The sequence below is a fragment of the Allohahella sp. A8 genome (genome assembly GCF_047946665.1).
Classification (GTDB): domain Bacteria; phylum Pseudomonadota; class Gammaproteobacteria; order Pseudomonadales; family Oleiphilaceae; genus Allohahella.
In genome coordinates, this window is the sequence record NZ_CP172312.1 from 3297403 (window position 1) to 3319014 (window position 21612).

The window sequence follows — 21612 nt, forward strand, 5'->3', positions numbered from 1 at the left end:
GTGCTTGCGCAGTCGCAATACCTGTTTGTGTCAGAGAAAATCTGACCGCCTTTGCTTTGGCGTTATATAGTCAAGCCATTCGGGCAATTAGTATTGGTTAGCTCAATGCCTCACAGCACTTACACACCCAACCTATCAACCTCATAGTCTCTAAGGGCCCTTATGAATCTCAAGGATTCGGGAAATCTCATCTTGAAGGGGGCTTCCCGCTTAGATGCTTTCAGCGGTTATCCCGTCCGAACGTAGCTACCGGGCAATGCCATTGGCATGACAACCCGAACACCAGCGGTTCGTCCACTCCGGTCCTCTCGTACTAGGAGCAGCTCTTCTCAAATTTCCAACGTCCACGGCAGATAGGGACCGAACTGTCTCACGACGTTCTAAACCCAGCTCGCGTACCACTTTAAATGGCGAACAGCCATACCCTTGGGACCGGCTTCAGCCCCAGGATGTGATGAGCCGACATCGAGGTGCCAAACACCGCCGTCGATGTGAACTCTTGGGCGGTATCAGCCTGTTATCCCCGGAGTACCTTTTATCCGTTGAGCGATGGCCCTTCCATTCAGAACCACCGGATCACTATGACCTACTTTCGTACCTGCTCGACCTGTCCGTCTCGCAGTTAAGCGCGTTTATGCCATTACACTAACCGTACGATGTCCGACCGTACTTAACGCACCTTCGTGCTCCTCCGTTACTCTTTAGGAGGAGACCGCCCCAGTCAAACTACCCACCACACAGTGTCCTCGGTACCGTTATACCGGAGTTAGAACCTCAAACATGCCAGGGTGGTATTTCAAGGATGGCTCCACGATGACTGGCGTCACCGCTTCAAAGCCTCCCACCTATCCTACACAAGCAGGCTCAAAGTTCACTGTGAAGCTATAGTAAAGGTTCACGGGGTCTTTCCGTCTAGCCGCGGATACACAGCATCTTCACTGCGATTTCAATTTCACTGAGTCTTGGGTGGAGACAGCGCCCCCATCGTTACGCCATTCGTGCAGGTCGGAACTTACCCGACAAGGAATTTCGCTACCTTAGGACCGTTATAGTTACGGCCGCCGTTTACTGGGGCTTCGATCAAGAGCTTCGCTTACGCTAACCCCATCAATTAACCTTCCAGCACCGGGCAGGCGTCACACCCTATACGTCCACTTTCGTGTTGGCAGAGTGCTGTGTTTTTAATAAACAGTCGCAGGGGCCTGGTATCTTCGACTGGTCTCAGCTTACGGAGCAAGTCCTTCACCAAAACCAGCGTGCCTTCTCCCGAAGTTACGGCACCATTTTGCCTAGTTCCTTCACCCAAGTTGTCTCATACGCCTCGGTATTCTCTACCTGACCACCTGTGTCGGTTTGGGGTACGGTTCAATCTAACCTGAAGCTTAGTGGCTTTTCCTGGAAGCCTGGCATCAACCACTTCGCCCAAAAAAGGGCTCGTATTCAGTCCTCAGCCTTAAGGAGATCCGGATTTACCTGAACCTCCAGCCTACAACCTTAAACGCACATCCAACAGTGCGCTGGCCTAGCCTTCTCCGTCACCACATCGCAGTTAAATTAAGTACAAGAATATTAACTCGTTTCTCATCGACTACGGTTTTCACCCTCGCCTTAGAGGCCGACTCACCCTGCGCCGAAAAGCGTTGCGCAGGAACCCTTGGTCTTCCGGCGGGGAAGTTTTTCACTCCCCTTTTCGTTACTCATGTCAGCATTCGCACTTCTGATACCTCCAGCATGCTTCTCAACACACCTTCATCGGCTTACAGAACGCTCCCCTACCACGTATCCTAAGATACATCCGCAGCTTCGGTGACCAGTTTAGCCCCGTTACATCTTCCGCGCAGGCCGACTCGACTAGTGAGCTATTACGCTTTCTTTAAAGGATGGCTGCTTCTAAGCCAACCTCCTAGCTGTCTGAGCCTTCCCACATCGTTTCCCACTTAACTGGTACTTGGGGACCTTAGCTGGCGGTCTGGGTTGTTTCCCTTTTCACGACGGACGTTAGCACCCGCCGTGTGTCTCCTGGATAGTACTCACCGGTATTCGGAGTTTGCATGGGGTTGGTAAGTCGGGATGACCCCCTAGCCCAAACAGTGCTCTACCCCCGGTGGTATTCGTCCAAGGCGCTACCTAAATAGCTTTCGGGGAGAACCAGCTATCTCCGAGTTTGATTGGCCTTTCACCCCCAGCCACAGGTCATCCGAATCTTTTTCAACAGATTACGGTTCGGTCCTCCAGTTGATGTTACTCAACCTTCAACCTGCCCATGGCTAGATCACTCGGTTTCGGGTCTACGTCCAGCAACTAATTCGCCCTATTCAGACTCGGTTTCCCTACGCCTCCCCTATTCGGTTAAGCTCGCTACCAAACGTAAGTCGCTGACCCATTATACAAAAGGTACGCCGTCACAGAACAAGTCTGCTCCGACTGCTTGTACGCACAGGGTTTCAGGGTCTATTTCACTCCCCTCTCCGGGGTTCTTTTCGCCTTTCCCTCACGGTACTGGTTCACTATCGGTCAACTGGGAGTATTTAGCCTTGGAGGATGGTCCCCCCGTCTTCAGTCAGAATTCCACGTGCTCCGACCTACTTAATGCGTGTCAAAAGTGTTTTCGAATACGGGACTATCACCCTCTCTGGTCGACCTTCCCAGGTCGTTCTTCTAACACAAATAACATCGGCTGGTCCCCGTTCGCTCGCCGCTACTTGGGGAATCTCTATTGATGTCTTTTCCTCTGGGTACTTAGATGTTTCAGTTCTCCAGGTTCGCCTCACCTCCCGTACGGGAAATGATACTGCTCAAAAGCAGTGGGTTGCCCCATTCGGAAATGTCCGGATCATAGCTTGTTTGCCAGCTCCCCGAACCTTATCGCAGGCTCATACGTCCTTCATCGCCTCCAGTTGCCAAGGCATCCGCCCTGTGCGCTTATTCACTTGACTATATAACCCAAAACAAACGCATCCTTTACAGGACACCTTGTTACAGGTCCTTCGTCATTGCTGATTCTCTGCTGACACAAACACGATGTATTGTATTGCTACAATCTATCGCCGGTATTGCGTCTGAGTACAACTACAGTAAAACTCCGCGTGAATCTCATCTGACCAAAGTCAGAATTATCCACTCGTTGTTTACTTCAGCTTGTCCAAATTGTTAAAGAGCATCAACCCGTGGGTTGACCCAAATAGCTCGAAAGCCACTTGGGTCAAACCAGGAGGTCTACATAGTATCAAGCAATTTGTTGTGGGTACTTAACCGGCACTGACTGACGTGCGTTTAAGGAGGTGATCCAGCCGCAGGTTCCCCTACGGCTACCTTGTTACGACTTCACCCCAGTCATGAACCACACCGTGGTAAGCGTCCCCCCGAAGGTTAGACTACCTACTTCTGGTGCAATCCACTCCCATGGTGTGACGGGCGGTGTGTACAAGGCCCGGGAACGTATTCACCGCGACATTCTGATTCGCGATTACTAGCGATTCCGACTTCATGGAGTCGAGTTGCAGACTCCAATCCGGACTACGAGACGCTTTGTGAGATTCGCTCCACCTCGCGGCTTTGCATCCCTCTGTACGCCCCATTGTAGCACGTGTGTAGCCCTGGCCGTAAGGGCCATGATGACTTGACGTCGTCCCCACCTTCCTCCGGTTTGTCACCGGCAGTCTCCCTAAAGTTCCCACCATTACGTGCTGGCAAATAAGGACAAGGGTTGCGCTCGTTACGGGACTTAACCCAACATTTCACAACACGAGCTGACGACAGCCATGCAGCACCTGTCTCTGCGCTCCCGAAGGCACCCCTCCATCTCTAGAGGGTTCGCAGGATGTCAAGGCCAGGTAAGGTTCTTCGCGTTGCTTCGAATTAAACCACATGCTCCACCGCTTGTGCGGGCCCCCGTCAATTCATTTGAGTTTTAACCTTGCGGCCGTACTCCCCAGGCGGATCACTTATCGCGTTAGCTGCGCCACTTGAAGATTAAATCTTCCAACGGCTAGTGATCATCGTTTACAGCGTGGACTACCAGGGTATCTAATCCTGTTTGATCCCCACGCTTTCGCACCTCAGCGTCAGTTTTTGGCCAGAGAGCCGCCTTCGCCACTGGTATTCCTCCCAATCTCTACGCATTTCACCGCTACACTGGGAATTCTACTCTCCTCTCCAAAACTCTAGCCATACAGTTCGAAATGCAGTCCCCAGGTTAAGCCCGGGAATTTCACATCTCGCTTGTATAACCGCCTACGCGCGCTTTACGCCCAGTAATTCCGATTAACGCTCGCACCCTCCGTATTACCGCGGCTGCTGGCACGGAGTTTGCCGGTGCTTCTTCTGTGGCTAACGTCAATGTAAGCCGCTATTAACGACTTACCCTTCCTCACCACTGAAAGTACTTTACAACCCGAAGGCCTTCTTCATACACGCGGCATGGCTGGATCAGGGTTGCCCCCATTGTCCAATATTCCCCACTGCTGCCTCCCGTAGGAGTCTGGACCGTGTCTCAGTTCCAGTGTGACTGATCATCCTCTCAGACCAGTTACGGATCGTCGCCTTGGTGAGCCTTTACCCCACCAACTAGCTAATCCGACATAGGCTCATCTGATAGCGGATGGTCCGAAGATCCCATCCTTTCCCCCGTAGGGCGTATGCGGTATTAATCCGGGTTTCCCCGGGCTATCCCCCACTACCAGGCAGATTCCTATGCATTACTCACCCGTCCGCCGCTCGTCAGCACCCGAAGGCCTGCTACCGCTCGACTTGCATGTGTTAAGCCTGCCGCCAGCGTTCAATCTGAGCCATGATCAAACTCTTCAGTTTAAATCATCAAAACTAAATAACTTCATCAATGGCAAGTTTAAAACTACTGAATTGCTTCAGTGTTTACCTTGACCATTCTTATCAGAACAGTACCGGTAAGCACCCACACAAATTGCTTGATATCTATGTTAAAGAGCGGTCTTCAGTGCCTCGCTTAGCGCCTGCTGTGTGCCTGCGTTTTGCTGTTTGCCCCGAAGGAGTTGCGCATTATACGCAGCTAAACCGCCGGATCAAGCGTTTAATGTGAATAAAGTGAAATAAAATGGCCGACCAATATATTTTACCTATTTATCAATTAGTTGCGTGATCTAGAAACCGTGAGACAGGCAGCTAATCGACGATACGGACCCTTGCCACCTTCTTTTTGCCAGCTTGAACCACGTGGGTGGAACCTGACATGAAGCTCAGCCCCATTTCAGCTGCCGCACCGTCGACGAATACCGCACCTCTGCCAATAATGTCTTTTGCTGCCGCTCCGTTCTTAACCAGGCCCGCCAAGCGAAGCAAAGTCGGTAATGGCATGGCGGCCTGACCATCCAGCGAGACTTCAACTTCAGGAAGATTCTCTGGAATCTCACCATGACTTACTCTGTTGCCAGCGGACCTCGGCGCACTTTCCGCAGCCTCAGCACCATGGAAGCGGGTGATGAGCTCCTCTGCCAGTATCTTCTTGTAGACCTGAGGGTTGTCGCCTGCATCGACCTGCGCCTTGAATTCACGAATCTGTGCCATTGGCTTGAAACTCAGAAGCTCGAAATAGCGCCAGAGCAGCTGGTCAGGCATGGAAAGCAGTTTGCTATACATTTCGCCGGGGAGATCATTCACGCCTATATAGTTGTTTAGGGACTTCGACATCTTGTTGACGCCGTCCAGACCCTCCAACAAAGGCATGGTGAGAATAACTTGCGGCTCCTGGCCGTAAAACTTCTGTAGTGTCCGTCCCATCAGTAGATTGAACTTCTGGTCAGTGCCGCCGAGCTCAATGTCCGCTTCCAGTGCTACAGAGTCATAGCCCTGCACGAGCGGGTAGAGGAATTCGTGAATGGAAATCGGCTGCTCAGCACGGTAGCGCTTGGCGAAGTCGTCACGCTCAAGCATTCGAGCAACGGTTTGCTGGCCGGCAAGCTGAATCATATCTGCTGCCGTCATCTTGCCCATCCATTCACTATTGAAGCGGACAATTGTTTTTTCCGGATCAAGAATCTTGAAAACCTGCTGCCTGTAAGTTTCGGCATTGCGCTGGACGTCCGCCACACTCAGTGGCGGTCTGGTAGCACTCTTGCCGGTTGGATCGCCAATGAGGCCAGTGAAATCGCCGATAAGGAAAATGACTTCATGCCCGAGATCCTGAAACTGCCGCATTTTATTAAGCAGAACAGTGTGACCGAAATGGAGGTCCGGGGCCGTGGGATCGAACCCGGCCTTGATGCGCAGTTTGCGCTTTGATTTCAGCTTGTCGTACAGGGACTCGGACGGAATAACTTCGTCCGTGCCTCTACGAATGAGGCTGAGATCATCTTCTACTGAACGCTGCTGCTCTGGCAGCGCGCTATGGTGCTCTGGTCTTTCCGACATACCCGCCTGTTTTCCTGAAAGGTGGAGATTTGCTGCAGTATACGGTGGCGAGGTTGACGGCACAAAAAAGCTGAGAATCCGATACGCCGGGGTCAACGATAAAAGTTGTAGATAACTGGCAGCGTAAACAAATGAGAGCTACTTTTCCGGTGAGGGAAGGAACAGGTGGCGGATGTTACACAGGCACGCTTGTGTGTGACGTGCGGTAACAGTCATTACAGCTGCTCACTAATCACTACCAAACATTCCGAATTATCCCTGCAAAAAAATGCTTATAGATGCTACGTTTAGAACACGTGGCAGAACAGCTATATAAGCCAGGAGCAAGGACCCGCGAAGCCGGGGTCTTGAGGGTAGGGAAACATGCGTCCAGCTTCGCAGTAGTGGTGTACACCCGGCAGCGAACAGAAAAGGACGCCTAACGTGGGCAGGTATCGGTTTTTATGCTTATACTTGCCTCTTCATGTTGATTCACCAAAGTCTGACGCAACTATCGATGAAAACTGACAAATTACTCCCAGATCTTTCAAGACCTCATATGCTGGCAGCGTCGGTAGGGGTGTGCATGCTCGCAGGCGCCCTGTTGTTAAGCCCAAGTGAAACGGCTGAAGCCAACAGAATAAGTGTTGGTCCGGCGGACGCTTCGACACGCCTCTATCCTATGCTCGACGGCAGGATGTCTGCGCCAAGAGAAGTAGCTCTCACCGTACCGCAGGCATTAATGAGCGCCTCCCCGATGCTCGCTTCGAACTACAGTGTCGACAGCGTACTCCACCATCGTCGGTCCGCTAGCGAAGATGATTTCATTGACACCGTTCCAGGTCCTGAAGCGATTCTGAGTCCTGTTGATATTTTAGAGACGCCAGAATCCCAGGCAGAACCCATCGTTGCCAATGCGGCGGAATGGCGCAGTTTCCAGGTGCAGAGTGGCGATAGCATGTCGCGAATCTTCGACCGTGCTGGTGTTGACGGCAAGACGCTCAAGCGTCTGCTTGATAATGTCAGCAATAAAGAGTGGACACGGCTATATCCAGGTGAAGAACTGGATTTCGCATTCGATGCTGATAATAATTTCGTCGCGCTTCAGCTGCGAAGATCGAAGCTGGAAACCTGGCTGATCAAAGAAGATGTCCACGAGCGTTTCGCGCTCGAAAAGATTGTGGTTGAACCAGATAGCATGGTGACCTACGCAGAAGGCAAGATTAAGACGTCGCTGTTTCTTGATGGCAAGGCAGCAGGTCTGTCTGACAAGCTGATTATGGAACTGGCCAACCTGTTCGGTTGGGACGTGGACTTTGTGTTGGATATCCGGAAGGGCGACAGCTTTCGGGTCATGTACGAGAAGCAGTTTCTTGACGGCAAGCATATCGCCGATGGCCCTATTCTCGCTGCCGAATTCGTAAACCAGGGCAAGAGTTACGCGGCCGTTCGCTACAAGAGCGCCACTGGTCAGGTTGATTACTACACGCCTGAAGGCGCTAGCGTGAAAAAGGCTTTCCTTCGTTCACCGGTGGATTTCGCGAGGATTTCTTCGCCATTCAACCTGCAGCGGCGGCACCCGATCCTGCATAAGATCAGAGCACACAACGGCACAGACTATGCCGCTGCTCGCGGCACGCCTATCAAGGCAACTGGCGATGGCAGAGTCGTCGTGCTGGAGAAGCAGAGAGGCTATGGCAATGTTGTGGTTGTACAGCACGGTTCTGGCATAACTACCCTTTATGCGCACATGAATAATTTCAGGAAAGGCATTCGAATAGGTTCAAAGGTCCGCCAGGGTGATGTGATTGGCTACGTTGGCAGCACTGGTCTGGCAACTGGCCCTCACCTGCACTTCGAGTTCCGAGTAAATGGTGCGCCAAAGAATCCCGTTACTGTAGCGCTGCCTGTGGCACGACCAGTGCCGAAGAAAGAGCGTCCACAATTCGCCAATATTGCAACGACCCTGGTGTCGCAGCTGAATCGTGAGGCCAATGCTCATCAACTGGTCATGAACAATGGCAAGGATTCACAGTCAGACCTGTAGCAGTACCGATTCGGCACTCTATATAGGACAGATGTCCGGGACCAGTCTGGATGGACTGGACACGGTCATCGCGGAGCTGGCCCCGGGCCAGCCTCCGCGAATTCTCTACCGAAGTTACCTCCCTTTCGAAAGTCAGCTTGCGTCAGCGCTTCGGCGTCTGGCGACCGCCTCCACCTGGTCTGTTGCTGAATATCTGGAAATCGAGCACGCCTATACTCTATTGAGTGCATCCTGCATTCAGGACCTTTTAAAAGCGTCTGGCATCAGTCCGGCCGACATAAACGCGATCGGCTGCCATGGCCAAACCATTCGCCACCAAACTTCGCCTCAGGTACTGACACACCAACTGCTGGACGGCGCGTTGATAGCTGAGCAGACCGGCGTAACAACGATCTGCGATTTCCGTAGTCGCGATATCGCTGCGGGCGGCCAGGGCGCACCGTTGCTCCCCGCTTTTCTGGCGGCAGCCTTTCAAAAGACGCTGGATGAAACAATCTGCTTCCTGAACCTCGGCGGCATCGCCAACATTTGCTATAGAGACGCAGAGCGTAAGCTGCGGGGCTTCGACACAGGTCCGGCTTCCACCTTGCTCAACCATTGCAGCCGGATGTTCTTCAATACTGAATACGATGCAGAGGGGGCCCATGCGCGCCGCGGCGTGGTGGATGAAAGCCTGCTGAAAAGACTGCTTTCCGATGCTTACTTTGACGAGCTACCTCCGAAAAGCACGGGGCCTGAACGCTTCAGTCTGGAATGGCTCCAACAGCGGGCGCCTGAGTACTTCTGCGATTCGGCCGTCGTTTCAGGCGAGAACCTGTTGGCCACACTGACTGAGCTCACTGCGCTCAGTGTGATAAACCAGATTCGGGTATTCGTGCCTCAGTGTAGGAGGCTCATCGCTTATGGTGGCGGCGTTCACAATGTATTTCTTATGGAGCGGCTGAAGGCTGCTTTCTCTATCTCGGTGGACGATGAAAGTCAGGCTGTGGTGGAGACAAGTGACGAGCTTGGTCTAGATGGCGACATGATGGAGGCGACAGCGTTTGCGTGGTTGGCCCAGCAATGCCTGGAACGGCGTCCAGTCGCGTGTGAAACAGTAACGGGAAGCCGGGGCGCTAGAGTCCTCGGCTGTATTTATCCTGCTTGAAGGGCGCCAGCGGGGCTAGATGCTGAACGAACTGCCGCAACCACACGTAGTCTGGGCGTTAGGATTCTTGATCGTAAACTGAGCGCCTTCGAGACCTTCCTTGTAATCGACCTCTGACCCGACGAGATAGGGATAGCTCATCGAATCGACGAGTAGCCGAACACCCTCGCGCTCGACGATAGTGTCGTCTTCCTGGGTAGATTCATCGAAAGAGAAACCATATTGAAAACCGGAGCATCCACCTCCTGTGACGAAGACGCGTAACGCGAGTTCGTCGTTACCCTCATCTTCAATCAGCAATTTCACTTTCTTCGCCGCAGACTCTGAAAAATGGAGCGGCGGGGTCTGAACCGACGGATCGAACGATTGTTCTATACTCATGGCTGCATTTCTCGCTCATTGGACTGCATATGACCCTATTATCCGTCGAAACTGCCAGGAGTCAATTTAAGCTTCGGTAAAAGAAGCCGACTCGGTTTCGATCAGGCGATCCTTCAGGTCGCCCCCGCCCTCGGCAACGACTTCCTCCTGATGCACCAGACTCCCATTAACCTCGGCGCCTACAGCCATTTCAATGAATCTGTAATAAACATTGCCGTTGATGCAGGCATTTTCAGCCAGTTCCACATAGTTGGACGCGTAGACATCGCCGTATACGCGTCCATTGATAATCACGTTTGGAGCGTAAATGTTGCCTCTCACCTCGCCTTGCCTGCTGACTCTGACAAGCGTTGATGCATTATCAGTGGGCAACGCGGACACGTTTCCGATCACCTTGCCATCAAGATGCACTCCACCGCTGAACTCGAGCAGGCCTTCTATTTGCGTTTTTTCAGAGATCAGCGTGTCGAACTGAAGTTCGGCGGGCAAACCACCTTTTCTGCGCTTTCGCCACATTGTTGTTCAGGCTCCTGGATTCCATGGAAAGGTCTGCTCTGCTTTCGAGGCCCGCGTACCCTTGGCCTGGGCAACCACTTGGACTTGCTCTGGCTCAAAATGTTCGGGTAGCACAAATTTGCCCTCGATATTCTGGAAATACCGAAACTTGAAGCGAATGCCGAGCTCTTCCGAACCTGTCAGGTCGCGAAGTGACAGGATCTCTTCACTGCTGCTGACAGGCGTCGTCTTGCCTTTTGTCAGTGCCGGCTTACGATTAAGCCTTGACGGGCGCTTGGTGATGTCTCGTTTGCCCTGGATGCTTACCGCGACGACGCCTTCAGCATAGCGTTCGTTCTCGGAGACCTGGGTGAGCACCAGTTTGTAGGTGAAGGTTCGCGGCTCACCAGTGGGCTTCAAGGAAAAATCTTTCACCTGCAGGCCTTTGTCGGTGTCAGACGGGGCCATGATACTTTTGTAAAAAGTAACATCCTCGGCAAGTTGGTCAAGCCTGTCCTCCAGGCTAGCTATAACTGCGCGGCTTTCTGCTGCGGTGATTCTATCGATCTCTGCGCTGCGGTTCATTGCTTCATAGGTCTGTGACAGCTGGGCAATGCTGGCCTGAGCATCTTCCAGCGCGTCAAGCGCTCTAAGCGCCGTCGTCTCCGAATATTGATACATGCTTGCCGCTTTAAGCCAACCGACCGCGAGCCCCCCACCCAGCGCAATTAATATTGCCAGCCAACTGAGAACGCGGCTCAGAGTGCGTGTGTCCGGACGCTGCGGGGCAACGACAAGCTTCTCTTCGGCAATGGAGCTCAAGTCTCTCACGCTGTCAGTGAGCTCCCTGGGGCAGCCGTGATACAGGTCATCCTGGCAGCAACGCTGCGGCTTCAAGACCAACTGTTTCCGGCAGACCTAGCATGAGGTTCATGTTCTGCACAGCCTGGCCTGATGCGCCCTTCACGAGGTTGTCGATCACCGACGAAATAATTATCGGGCCGTTGCCGGGCTGCCTGAAAATACCGATTCTGCAAAGGTTGGTGCCTTTGACCGACCGGGTTTCAGGGTGTTGACCAAGTGGTAGCACATCGACAAAGGGTTCGTTCTCGAAACACTTCGTGAAGAGGGCATGCACTGCCCGCGGCGAAAGCTGATCTTCAATACCTTCTGATTGGGGACCGCTGGTGGGGGCCCGCCTGATATAGAGCGTTGCTTCCATGCCACGCATCATGGGCACAAGATGCGGCACAAAGGTGAGTCCAAACTCGCGGCCGCCGGCGCGGCTGGTTGCGTGCTGGATTATTTCTGGAAGGTGTCGGTGTCCACTAGCCGAATAGGTTTTGAAGTTTTCGCTTGTCTCGCACAGCAGTGTGCCGACTGCAGCGCCTCGACCTGCCCCGCTAACGCCTGACTTCGCGTCGGCAATTATGCTCGTGAGGTCCACGGACTCCTGGTCGAGTAATGGCAAGAGGCCGAGCAGGATTGCCGTGGGATAACAGCCAGGACATGCTACCAGTTTCGCGGACGCGATGGCTTCTCGGTTGACTTCAGGCAGTCCGTAAACGGCCTCGCCAAAAAGCTCCGGGGCCGGATGGGAGACCTTATACCACTCTTCCCATTGCACTTTGTCTGCCAAACGAAAATCGGCTGAAAGATCGACTATTCGGATACCTTTCTTCAGCAACGCGCCTACCTGGGACGCTGCTACGGTATGCGGCGTCGCAAAGAAGACAATTTCGCATTCCTCCAGGTCGCCGGATTCAGGGTCGCTGAACGCGAGTTCGGTCCGGCCTCTCAAGGTGGGAAAGTACTCGCCGACTTTCTGGCCAGCCTCAGAACGAGAGGTGATGGCAGCCACTTCGACATGGGGGTGCGCCAGCAGCAATCTCAGCAACTCAACGCCCGTATAACCTGTGCCGCCAACAATGCCAACCTTACTACGCTTCATGTTTCCCCTCGAGACTGTGTAGAATCCAATGACGCCATAGTACCAGCACAGTACTCAACTCTCTAGAATCGGGCTGAGAAGACATCTTGCCATTTTTCGCGCAACTGACCCGACGCGGTCGTCAGATGAACATCGGGCTCAAGACACGGCTCGACTTGATGTTCGCGCCCTTCCGGCGACAGCTGGCGGGTTTCGATGCGGTTCCGCAGCTCGCCATACTTGGATTGGTCTCCGGTATTGTGACTGGACTGGTCATTGTGCTGTTCCGCCTGGCCATAGAGATTCCGCTGGCGCTGATGCTGCCAGGCAGTAGTTCGGAAAATTTCGAAGGGATATCGACTATAGCCCGCCTGAGTTTTCCACTTTGCGGTGCATTGTTTATAGGCATTCTGCTGTTCCGACTGAAAGTGCATCTGCGCAAGGTTGGTGTGACTCACGTACTTGAGCGGCTTGGGTATCATCAGGGCCACATCTCCTGGCGCAACGGGGTCCTGCAGTTCATCGTAGGCGCCGCCACAGTCATCTCAGGCCAGAGCGCGGGACGGGAGGGGCCAGCAGTGCACCTTGGGGCTACGGTCTCCAGTCTTCTCGGTCAGTGGGCTGCGCTACCCAACAATTCGATTCGCATGCTGGTTGGCTGTGGCACCGCAGCTGCTATTTCTGCTTCATTCAACACGCCGCTGGCCGGAATTATCTTCGCCATGGAGGTCGTCCTGATGGAGTACACCATCGTAGGCTTTACGCCCATCATCCTGGCGGCGGTCAGCGCGGCCGTAGTGACGCAATTTTTCTATGGTAACGAACCAGCGTTTCTGGTGCCCGACATAGCATTTCAGTCGCTCGCTGAATTGCCACTCATTCTCGCGGCTACTTTGCCGCTTGCCCTGGCCGCCTGTGTGTTCAATCAGACCGTTCTGACAACGAGCCGACATTTTCAGGGGCCGATCCTGAGCCGCCTGATGCTTGCAGGCCTGCTTACCGGCCTGGCGGGAATTGCTTTCCCGGAAATCATGGGGGTAGGCTATGACTCGGTCAATACGGCCTTGTTAGGCGGCTATGCTGCGCCGGTTCTACTGACACTCGGCCTCGCCAAGCTGTTCGTCACCTCAATATCGATCGGCCTGGGCATGCCGAGCGGAATAATAGGCCCCACACTCTTTATCGGCGCATGTTTGGGCGGTGCCCTGGGTATGGTCGCACAGGCCTTGATGCCGGCAGCAGCCTCCGATGCAGGCTTTTATGCCTTGCTGGGCATGGGCGCAATGATGGGAGCAGTTCTGCAGGCGCCATTGGCGGCAATCATAGCGATTATCGAGCTTACGAGAACTTCGAACATCATGTTGCCGACGATGATCATCATCATTGTGACGGGACTTCTGACGCGAAATCTGTTTCGTCAAAAACCGATTTTTATCGCGCTTCTGCAGGCCCAGGGCCTTGACTACCGCTTCGAGCCGCTGACACAGGCGTTAAGACGGATTTCAGTCGCCGCCATCATGGAGCGACGGTTCATCCGCACGAAAGCTGAACACTCTCTGGAGGAAGCTCACGCGCTGCTAAAGAATTCACCAGTGTGGATTCTCATAGAGGATCAAAACGGGCCTGTGTCGCTCATGCCGGCCGTAGACCTTTCGCGGTACCTCGAATTGCTGGATGAGGAGAACCGTGGGTCAGACGATGCTCTGCTTTCCGAGGAAATTGAAGGCACTCAGATAGAACCGGAGCCGAGCGAGCACGCGGACTTGCAGGCGTCCGCAGGGACGGATGATACTGAAGAGGCACAGGTCAACATACGAGTGAATCTGCTCAAAATTCCCGCACAACGACGTGATCTGGCCCCATTGCATATACAGGCCACGCTGGAGGAGGCGCTGGCTGTACTGCGTGCGTCAAACGTAGAGGCACTCTATGTGCAACGGACATCGGCGCCGATGATCAAGCCCATTATCGGCATCGTGACCCACACCGATATCGTCAACTACTATTCCTCAAAATAAACAATAGGACTCTATAGGCATGACGTATCTCTGGCTCAAGGCATTCCACATCATTTCCATGGTCGCATGGTTCGCGGCCCTGTTTTACCTACCCCGCCTCTTCGTTTATCACGCGCAGACAACCGACACCCTGGGCAACGAGCGCTTCAAGGTGATGGAGCGTAAGCTCTATCGGGGCATTGCCACACCAGCGATGATAGCGACGCTGATCTTAGGCGTGGCGCTGTTGTCGCAGAACCCGGCTGTCATGAAGATGGGCTGGATGCATGCCAAGCTGATGCTGGTCTTCATTCTCATAGCTTATCACCTTGCCTGCGGTAGTCTGATGCGGAAGTTTGCTGCTGACGGCAACGTTCGCACACATAGGTTTTATCGCTGGTTCAACGAATTTCCGGTTCTCATATTGATTGCTGTCGTGATTCTGGTGGTGGTGAAGCCGTTTTGATTATCGGAAAAGCGCAGCGCTACAAAGATACACGTTCGCATGTCCGCGCCATACTGGGTGGTGAGCGAGGGCTGTACGTCATTACAGATATTGACGCTTCTCGCGACCCCACATTGGTGCGTCGAGTTGAAGCGGCCATAGACGGCGGTGCTCGCATCGTACAGTACCGCAACAAGGCTTCCCTCGAAGCGTACCCCTTTACGGATCGGCTGGCGGAGGCGAGAGAACTAGCAGACCTTTGCTTGGAGCGGCAGGTCTGCTTCATTGTCAACGACGATGCAGACCTCGCAGCCGAATGTGGAGCAGACGGCGTACATCTTGGCCGGGATGAAGATTGGCAGATTGAGCGATTAGCGGCGCAGGCAGCAGAAGTGCGTCCCATGCTTTATGGTGCTTCTTGTTACAACTCGCTCGAGAGAGCCGCTGAACGTCGGCAGCTAGGTGCTCATTACCTGGCCTTCGGCCGGTTCTTCCCATCGTCTACCAAGCCAGCTGCGGTGGCAGCGAGCATAGCCCTCCTGCAACAGGCCAGACGCCAATTCGACTGTCCCCTCGTGGCAATTGGCGGCATCAATGCAGGGAATGCCGGCCCACTCATCGAAGCGGGCGCCGACTGGATCGCTGTCGTCGGCAGCGTTTTCAGCCGGGACTCGCTCAACGGGATTCACGACGCGGCTGCTGAACTTGTCGCGCTATTCAACTAACAATCATCTTACGGAAAACTCATGAGTCATTCAGAAGAACTTTTCAAACGTGCGCAGCAGAGCATTCCAGGCGGCGTCAACAGCCCTGTCAGAGCATTCAACGGCGTGGGTGGTAGCCCTGTGTTCTTTAAAAAGGGCAAAGGCGCCTATGTGTTCGACGAGGACGGCAAGCGCTACATCGATTACATCGGCTCCTGGGGTCCGATGATACTTGGGCATGCGCATCCTGATGTGCTCACTGCCCTGAGGGACAAGCTCGAAGATGGCTTGAGCTTCGGCGCGCCGACTGAAATTGAAATCGAGATGGCCGAGCTTATTTGTAGCCTTATGCCATCTATCGATATGGTACGCATGGTCAACTCGGGCACGGAAGCCACCATGAGCGCTATTCGCCTTGCGCGCGGGTTCACCGGGCGGGATAAGATCATCAAGTTCGAAGGCTGCTATCACGGGCATGCCGACTCGCTGCTGGTCAAGGCTGGATCAGGCGCGCTTACGCTAGGCGTTCCAAATTCGCCGGGCGTGCCGGCTGACGTTGCGAAGCATACCATCACGCTTGAATACAATAATGCTGAGCAAGTCGTCGCTGCCATGGGAGAGTACGGTGATGACATCGCTGCCATAATCGTCGAGCCAATCGCGGGCAACATGAATTTCATTCAGCCAGTAGACGGCTTTCTGCAAACATTGAGAGATGAGTGCACGAAGCATGGCGCGGTGTTGATATTCGATGAGGTGATGACGGGGTTCCGCGTAGCGCGAGGCGGTGCCCAAGCCGCTTTTGGTATAACGCCTGACCTGACGGCGCTCGGCAAGGTAATCGGCGGTGGTCTGCCAGTTGGGGCGTTCGGAGGCCGCAGAGACATCATGTCCCATTTGGCCCCTCTGGGCCCCGTTTACCAGGCGGGCACCTTATCGGGCAATCCGTTGGCAATGGCTTGTGGTCTGGCAAATATCAAACATCTTGCAGCCGAAGGGTTCTATGAGAAGCTGGAAGATGGATGTCGCAAGCTCATGCAAGGCTTCCAGGCTGCCGCCGACCGCTACGACATCGACTTTTCAACTGACTGTCGCGGCGGGATGTTCGGTTTCTTCTTCAACGCGGCGAAGCCTGTAACCAGCTTTTCCCAAGTCGTCCAGAGTGATCTGCCGCGTTTCAGGAAGTTCTTCCACAGCATGCTGGATTCGGGCATATACCTGGCGCCGTCCTGCTTCGAGGCAGGCTTTCTGTCGGCTGCGCACAGCGACGAGGACATTGACGAAACCATCGCTGCAGCAGAGAAGGCTATGCAGAACCTATCTGATTGAGCACACGCCGGATTCGCTCCTTGAATTCGGCATCATCTCCCGACAGCGACTGGGCCTTGTAGCAAAACTGCTTGGCCTGGGCGGTGTCGCCCATGTTCATATGCACTTCTGCGATTTCGAGATAGACCTCACCTGCACCCGGGGATATTCGACGTGCGCGTTCGAGAAGCGAAAGTGCCTGGGCATAATCGCCCTGATCTGAGGCTGTCCGCGCCTGCTGAATGAAATGATTGGCCGCCGGTAAGGGTTCTGCTCTGGCGACCTGCACGCTCGGTCTCGAACGGCGAGGTTCCTCCGATTGCCGGACCTCGGGCTTATCTGCAGTGGCAGGCGCTCGATCGGAAGGCTGCTCGATACCAGGCTGTGGCGCTGGCGCCGTTACCACAGGTGGCTTTCGCCCATAGGTTTCCTGGAACGAGGTGCAGCCTGAGAGCGCTACCACAAACAACAGACTCACAACGCCAGCCGATTTGATAAGCCCACATGGTTTGGCGGCAATATCACTGATTATTTCTGAATGCTGGAAGTTCATGAATACTTTTTACTCATCGGTAAGTGGAGAAACGAGCCGTCGCCAGAATCGGTTTATCGCATCACCCATGTCGCCACAATCGGCCTCTTCTACAGGCACAGACTGGGCACGGAAGGGCAGCGGAATGCTGTCCGCGCAACGCTCGGCACTGAGTTTGCCATCAGGACTGATCCAGTGCCACTCCACCGTATCCGGTTTCGTAGGCATGAGAGAGGTCAGTGGCAGGTCCTTGTAGAGCGTCTTCCACACTTGAAGTGCGCCCGAAGAGCCGGTCAGACCGGTACTACTGTTGTTATCATTGCCCATCCACACGGTAGCAAGATAGTCGCCGTTGAAACCAACGTACCAGCTGTCCCGCAGATCGTTGGTCGTGCCGGTCTTGCCGGCCACCTGATAATCGTCCGGAAAGGCCGAGTACACGGAACGACCTGTTCCCGAGCGAACGACATCGATCATGGCATATTGGATGATGTAGGCAACTTCATCCTCCACCAGCCGGGTTGCCTGATAAGGATATCGTGAGCGCACCTTGTTATCGCTGTCAGTAACGATACGAATACTCCTCATGGGTGTGGAGAAGCCCCCTGAGGCAAGATTCTGATACATCTGTGTCAGTTCGAGTGGCGTCATATTCACCGCTCCGAGGATAAGGCTCGGGTAGGCGTTCATCTTTCTCTTGGCGCCAAAACGCTGAAGTGTCTCGATGATGGGTTTAAGCCCCACGTTCAAACCAAGGTGCACAAACGCCTGATTGTACGAATGAACGAATGCCTCGCGTAGCAGAACTTCACCATGACTCTTGGAATCGAAATTGGCCGGCGTCCAGGTGGAATCATCTTTGAAGCGCAACGTAATGGCCTCATCCTTGACACGACTGGCCAAAGACAGCGTGGGCTGTTGTTCAAGCGCTGTCAGTGCAACAAAAGGCTTCAGCAGCGAGCCAACCTGACGCTCGGCCTGCAGCGCTCTATTGAAGCCAATAGCCTCAGCAGAACGATCACCGGTAAGCGCCACGATTTCACCGCTATTCTTATCCGTGACGATTACGGCGCCCTGAAGCGCCGGCTGTTTTAACGCTGCCGACTTTTGCTTGATGGTCGAGCTGAGTGCGTTCTGAGCGGATTGCTGCACTTCAGGGCGGAGCGTGGTAAAGATTCTGAGCCCCTCGCTCTGCAGCACCTCCTCTGGGTACTCCTCGTTCAGCTGTTGCCTGACCAGATCAACGAATGCAGGAAAAGCACTGGTGATCCGCCCTGGCTCTTTGCGTACGCCCAGGGGCATGCCCTGCCATTTCACGAGTTCGGCTTGAGATAGGAGTCCCTGATCCGCCAGTACTTTCAGCACGAGGTCCCGGCGCTGCTTCGCCCTTGCGGGACTGCGCCGAGGATTGTAATAGGATGCGCCTTTGACAAGGCCTACCAGCAGCGCCAACTGATGTGGCTGCAGCTCATTGAGTGGTTGAGCGAAATAGAACCGACTGGCGGTAGCAAAGCCATGGATCGAGTAGGCGCCCTGCTGACCCAGAAAAATCTCATTAATGTAGGTTTCGAGTATATCGTCCTTACTGTAGTGAAGCTCGAGTAGCAGCGCCATAAGCGCTTCGTTGAGCTTGCGCGTCAGGGTACGATCGCTGCTGAGATAAAAGTTCTTCACCAGCTGCTGCGTAAGCGTGCTGCCGCCCTGAACCACCTTACCTGCGGAGAGATTAGCCAGCATCGCGCGGGCAATTGAGAGTGGCGCTACGCCATGATGGTCGCGGAAGTCGCGATCTTCTACTGCGAGCAAGGCTTGGATCAGAAGATCGGGCACTTCGCGGAGCTGCACCAGCGTGCGCTCTTCCTGGGTACTGGGATAGATCCCGGCTATTTTTCTCGGCTCCAGTCTAAACCAGCTCACTGGACGCCCTTCGGCAGCGGTTTCAAGTTCTGCAATGGAACCGCCGCTGAAGCTCACGCTAAGGGCCTGGGGCGCCGTGCTGCCAGATCCTTCAGCAGCAACGGCTTCATCAGGAAAGTCGAAGTGCCTGGGCATGAAATTCACCCGACTGGCAGAGGCACTATATTGGCCAAGCGCAGGATTTCGACTCACTTTCCGATAACCCAGCGCAGTCAGCTCGCCGACAAGCACATCAAGCGATAACTGTGCCCCTGCGTAGAGCTCTAGCGGTGCGGCATAAACAGCTGCGGGAATCTGCCACTTCTTTCCTTCGAAGCGTTCCCTGACCTGGATATCCAGATATAGACTCCACAGGGCCAGGCCGACGAGAGCGACGATGAGCAGTTTCAGAAGCGACCCTAGCGCACGTCTTTTCCATGAGCGTGCGGCCACCGCACTACTCTTTTTGCCACCTGACTTGGGGCTTTTCTTTTTACCGCCATTGGCGCCGGTTTTTCTACGTTCTGCCATTGAGAAGGCTTTCCATTTGATGGACGGGTAAATGCGGGGAGGTAGGCAAGCAGAGACCGATCGTTTACTCTTCTGCGCTGCAAACGAGAACCTTACAAGACAGCGGGCAAGCAGAATATATGAGCGAAGCACTGGTCAAGGCGCTACAGAATCCGGAATTATACGATCATCCGGTTGCCAACTTTCAATTGTTGGAAACACATATTTCCTGGGTGCTGCTGACCGGGGAGTTTGTCTACAAAATCAAAAAGCCCATGAACTTCGGCTTCCTTGATTTTTCCACACTGGCACAACGGCGCCACTTCTGTGAAGAGGAGCTTAGACTCAACCGCCGACTTCTCAAGTCAGTCTACCTGAATGTGGTCGCTATCGGTGGCAGTGAAGATGCGCCGGAGATGAATACTTCCGGCGAGGCCATCGAATACGCGGTGAAGATGCGTCAGTTCGACCCGGCGTCGGTGCTTGACAGACTTGACCCGGATGATGAAGCGCTGCCGCTTTACATGAAGCAGCTCGCGCATCAGATTTCTGATTTTCATGCCGATGATTGTGCCATAGCCACTGCCGACAGCGACTTTGGCAAGCCGGATCAGGTGTTCGCACCCATGGCGCAGAATTTCGAACAAATTGAGCCAATGCTGGTAGACGAGGGCGACAAGGCCTTGCTTCGGGTTGTCCAGCAGTGGGCGACCAGCGAGTTCAACCGTTTGAAACCACTGCTCGAGTCGCGAAAGAAAAGCGGCTTCATACGGGAATGTCATGGCGATATGCACCTGGGCAACGTTGCCATAATAGATGGCAAGCCATCGCTGTTCGACTGCATCGAGTTCAATGAGGACTTCCGCTGGATCGATACGATCAATGACCTCGCTTTTCTGTTGATGGATTTGCAGGACCGTGGACTCGATCGCCTTGCTTACCGGGTGCTGAATATCTATCTCGAAGATACTGGCGATTTCGAAGGCGTCAGTCTGCTCAATTTCTACAAGTCCTACCGCGCGATGGTTCGCTGCAAGATTGCCCTATTCACGGCAGGGAATGAGGGAATCGCTGAAGCTGAGCGAGCGCGTCAACTTGGAAAGGCCCGTCAGTACCTGCGTCTCGCCGAACGATTCATGAGCATTCCGAGGCAATTCCTGATTATTTCGCAGGGGCTTTCAGGTTCTGGCAAGACCACTGTAAGCACACATCTGCTTGAACACCTCAAGGCGATTCGCGTGCGGTCAGATGTCGAGCGCAAACGCCTGCACGGCTTCAAGCCCCTGGACAACACGAAATCATCCGCTAATGAAGGCATCTATGCAGCCGACTCGACGGAGCAGACCTACACGCATCTTGCCGACACAGCTGATCTTTTACTGAAAGCGGGTCGGTCAGTCATACTTGACGCTACTTTTCTCAAAGTTGTTCAGCGGGACCAGATGCGTCGGGTCGCTGAACGCAACGGCGTTCCGTTCGCGATCATGTCCTGCCAGGCGGAAGAAAAAATTCTTCGGGCGCGCGTAGAGTCCCGGAAGGCACGAGGACAGGATGCGGCAGAAGCGGATATTTCGATTCTGGAGCGGCAGATCAAGGCGCTTGAGCCTTTTAATGACACTGAGCAGCCGACGGTTATAAGCGTGTGCAGTGATCAGTTGCTTGAAATCGACTGCCTTGCGAAGCGATTGGCTAGTCACCTCGACTTAGACTAAAGTGATTGGTCGCACGTACACGACGTAACAACAGTTGGCCCCCGGGGGGATTTCTGGTATTTTGCGCCCCCTGAATCCGGTGGATGAGGCTCTCCTACGCAGACATAGGCTCTGATTGGGGAGATGAACCTCAATACCTTGGGTA

At 54.1% G+C, this 21612-nt stretch carries 14 protein-coding genes and 2 rRNA genes; 7 read left to right on the forward strand and 9 right to left on the reverse strand.

Annotated elements, in window-relative coordinates; genetic code table 11:
• Positions 1-66: 66 nt before the first annotated feature.
• From ACH3PB_RS14855 to tyrS, 3 genes are all read right to left on the reverse strand, one after another.
• A 23S ribosomal RNA gene (locus ACH3PB_RS14855) occupies positions 67-2936 on the reverse strand.
• Between the two features lie 338 nt (positions 2937-3274).
• Positions 3275-4809, reverse strand: a 16S ribosomal RNA gene (locus ACH3PB_RS14860).
• The 16S and 23S rRNA genes sit together here, the layout of an rRNA operon.
• Before the next feature lie 330 nt (positions 4810-5139).
• A complete protein-coding gene (gene tyrS / locus ACH3PB_RS14865) occupies positions 5140-6384 on the reverse strand; it encodes a tyrosine--tRNA ligase (RefSeq protein ID WP_416396106.1) in 1245 nt (414 codons plus the stop codon).
• Between the two features lie 538 nt (positions 6385-6922).
• Between tyrS and ACH3PB_RS14870 the strand changes: the two genes are divergently transcribed.
• Together ACH3PB_RS14870 and ACH3PB_RS14875 are read left to right on the forward strand one after the other, a co-directional pair.
• A complete protein-coding gene (locus ACH3PB_RS14870; RefSeq protein WP_416396107.1) occupies positions 6923-8410 on the forward strand; it encodes a M23 family metallopeptidase in 1488 nt (495 codons plus the stop codon).
• On the forward strand, positions 8382-9557 hold the full coding sequence (locus tag ACH3PB_RS14875; RefSeq protein WP_416396109.1) for an anhydro-N-acetylmuramic acid kinase: 1176 nt from the start codon (positions 8382-8384) through the stop codon (positions 9555-9557). Before ACH3PB_RS14870 ends, ACH3PB_RS14875 begins: the two co-directional genes overlap by 29 nt.
• Positions 9558-9572: 15 nt before the next feature.
• Here the strand turns inward: ACH3PB_RS14875 and erpA are convergent, their stop codons facing one another.
• From erpA to argC, 4 genes are all read right to left on the reverse strand, one after another.
• On the reverse strand, positions 9573-9938 hold the full coding sequence (erpA, locus tag ACH3PB_RS14880; protein WP_416396111.1) for an iron-sulfur cluster insertion protein ErpA: 366 nt from the start codon (positions 9936-9938) through the stop codon (positions 9573-9575).
• 66 nt (positions 9939-10004) lie between these two features.
• Positions 10005-10454 (reverse strand): bactofilin family protein, encoded by a 450-nt coding sequence (locus ACH3PB_RS14885; RefSeq protein WP_416396113.1) that lies wholly within the window; start codon positions 10452-10454, stop codon positions 10005-10007.
• A gap of 6 nt (positions 10455-10460) precedes the next feature.
• On the reverse strand, positions 10461-11330 hold the full coding sequence (locus tag ACH3PB_RS14890) for a DUF6776 family protein (protein ID WP_416396115.1): 870 nt from the start codon (positions 11328-11330) through the stop codon (positions 10461-10463).
• Complete coding sequence (argC, locus tag ACH3PB_RS14895) at positions 11302-12384, reverse strand: N-acetyl-gamma-glutamyl-phosphate reductase (protein WP_416396116.1); 1083 nt, start codon at positions 12382-12384, stop codon at positions 11302-11304. Before argC ends, ACH3PB_RS14890 begins: the two co-directional genes overlap by 29 nt.
• An 86-nt stretch (positions 12385-12470) precedes the next feature.
• On the opposite strand from argC, the gene ACH3PB_RS14900 reads away from it, so the two are divergent.
• The 4 genes from ACH3PB_RS14900 to hemL are packed head-to-tail and all read left to right on the forward strand — an operon-like array spanning position 12471 to position 16838.
• Positions 12471-14381 carry a chloride channel protein gene (locus ACH3PB_RS14900; RefSeq protein ID WP_416396118.1) on the forward strand — a complete coding sequence of 637 codons (1911 nt, stop codon included), beginning with the start codon at positions 12471-12473 and terminating at the stop codon, positions 14379-14381.
• 19 nt (positions 14382-14400) lie between these two features.
• A complete protein-coding gene (gene hemJ, locus ACH3PB_RS14905) occupies positions 14401-14826 on the forward strand; it encodes a protoporphyrinogen oxidase HemJ (RefSeq protein WP_416396120.1) in 426 nt (141 codons plus the stop codon).
• Positions 14823-15530 carry a thiamine phosphate synthase gene (thiE, locus tag ACH3PB_RS14910; protein ID WP_416396121.1) on the forward strand — a complete coding sequence of 236 codons (708 nt, stop codon included), beginning with the start codon at positions 14823-14825 and terminating at the stop codon, positions 15528-15530. The genes hemJ and thiE overlap by 4 nt, the downstream gene beginning before the upstream one ends.
• A gap of 21 nt (positions 15531-15551) precedes the next feature.
• On the forward strand, positions 15552-16838 hold the full coding sequence (gene hemL, locus ACH3PB_RS14915; RefSeq protein WP_416396123.1) for a glutamate-1-semialdehyde 2,1-aminomutase: 1287 nt from the start codon (positions 15552-15554) through the stop codon (positions 16836-16838).
• On the opposite strand, the gene ACH3PB_RS14920 is transcribed toward hemL, so the two are convergent.
• Positions 16816-17370 carry a tetratricopeptide repeat protein gene (locus ACH3PB_RS14920; protein WP_416396125.1) on the reverse strand — a complete coding sequence of 185 codons (555 nt, stop codon included), beginning with the start codon at positions 17368-17370 and terminating at the stop codon, positions 16816-16818. The two genes, hemL and ACH3PB_RS14920, sit on opposite strands and share 23 nt — an antisense overlap.
• Before the next feature lie 9 nt (positions 17371-17379).
• Positions 17380-19776: a penicillin-binding protein 1B gene (mrcB, locus tag ACH3PB_RS14925; protein ID WP_416396126.1), complete on the reverse strand. Its 2397-nt coding sequence runs from the start codon at positions 19774-19776 to the stop codon at positions 17380-17382.
• Between the two features lie 119 nt (positions 19777-19895).
• On the opposite strand from mrcB, the gene ACH3PB_RS14930 reads away from it, so the two are divergent.
• Positions 19896-21467 carry an AAA family ATPase gene (locus tag ACH3PB_RS14930; RefSeq protein WP_416396128.1) on the forward strand — a complete coding sequence of 524 codons (1572 nt, stop codon included), beginning with the start codon at positions 19896-19898 and terminating at the stop codon, positions 21465-21467.
• Positions 21468-21612: the final 145 nt, after the last annotated feature.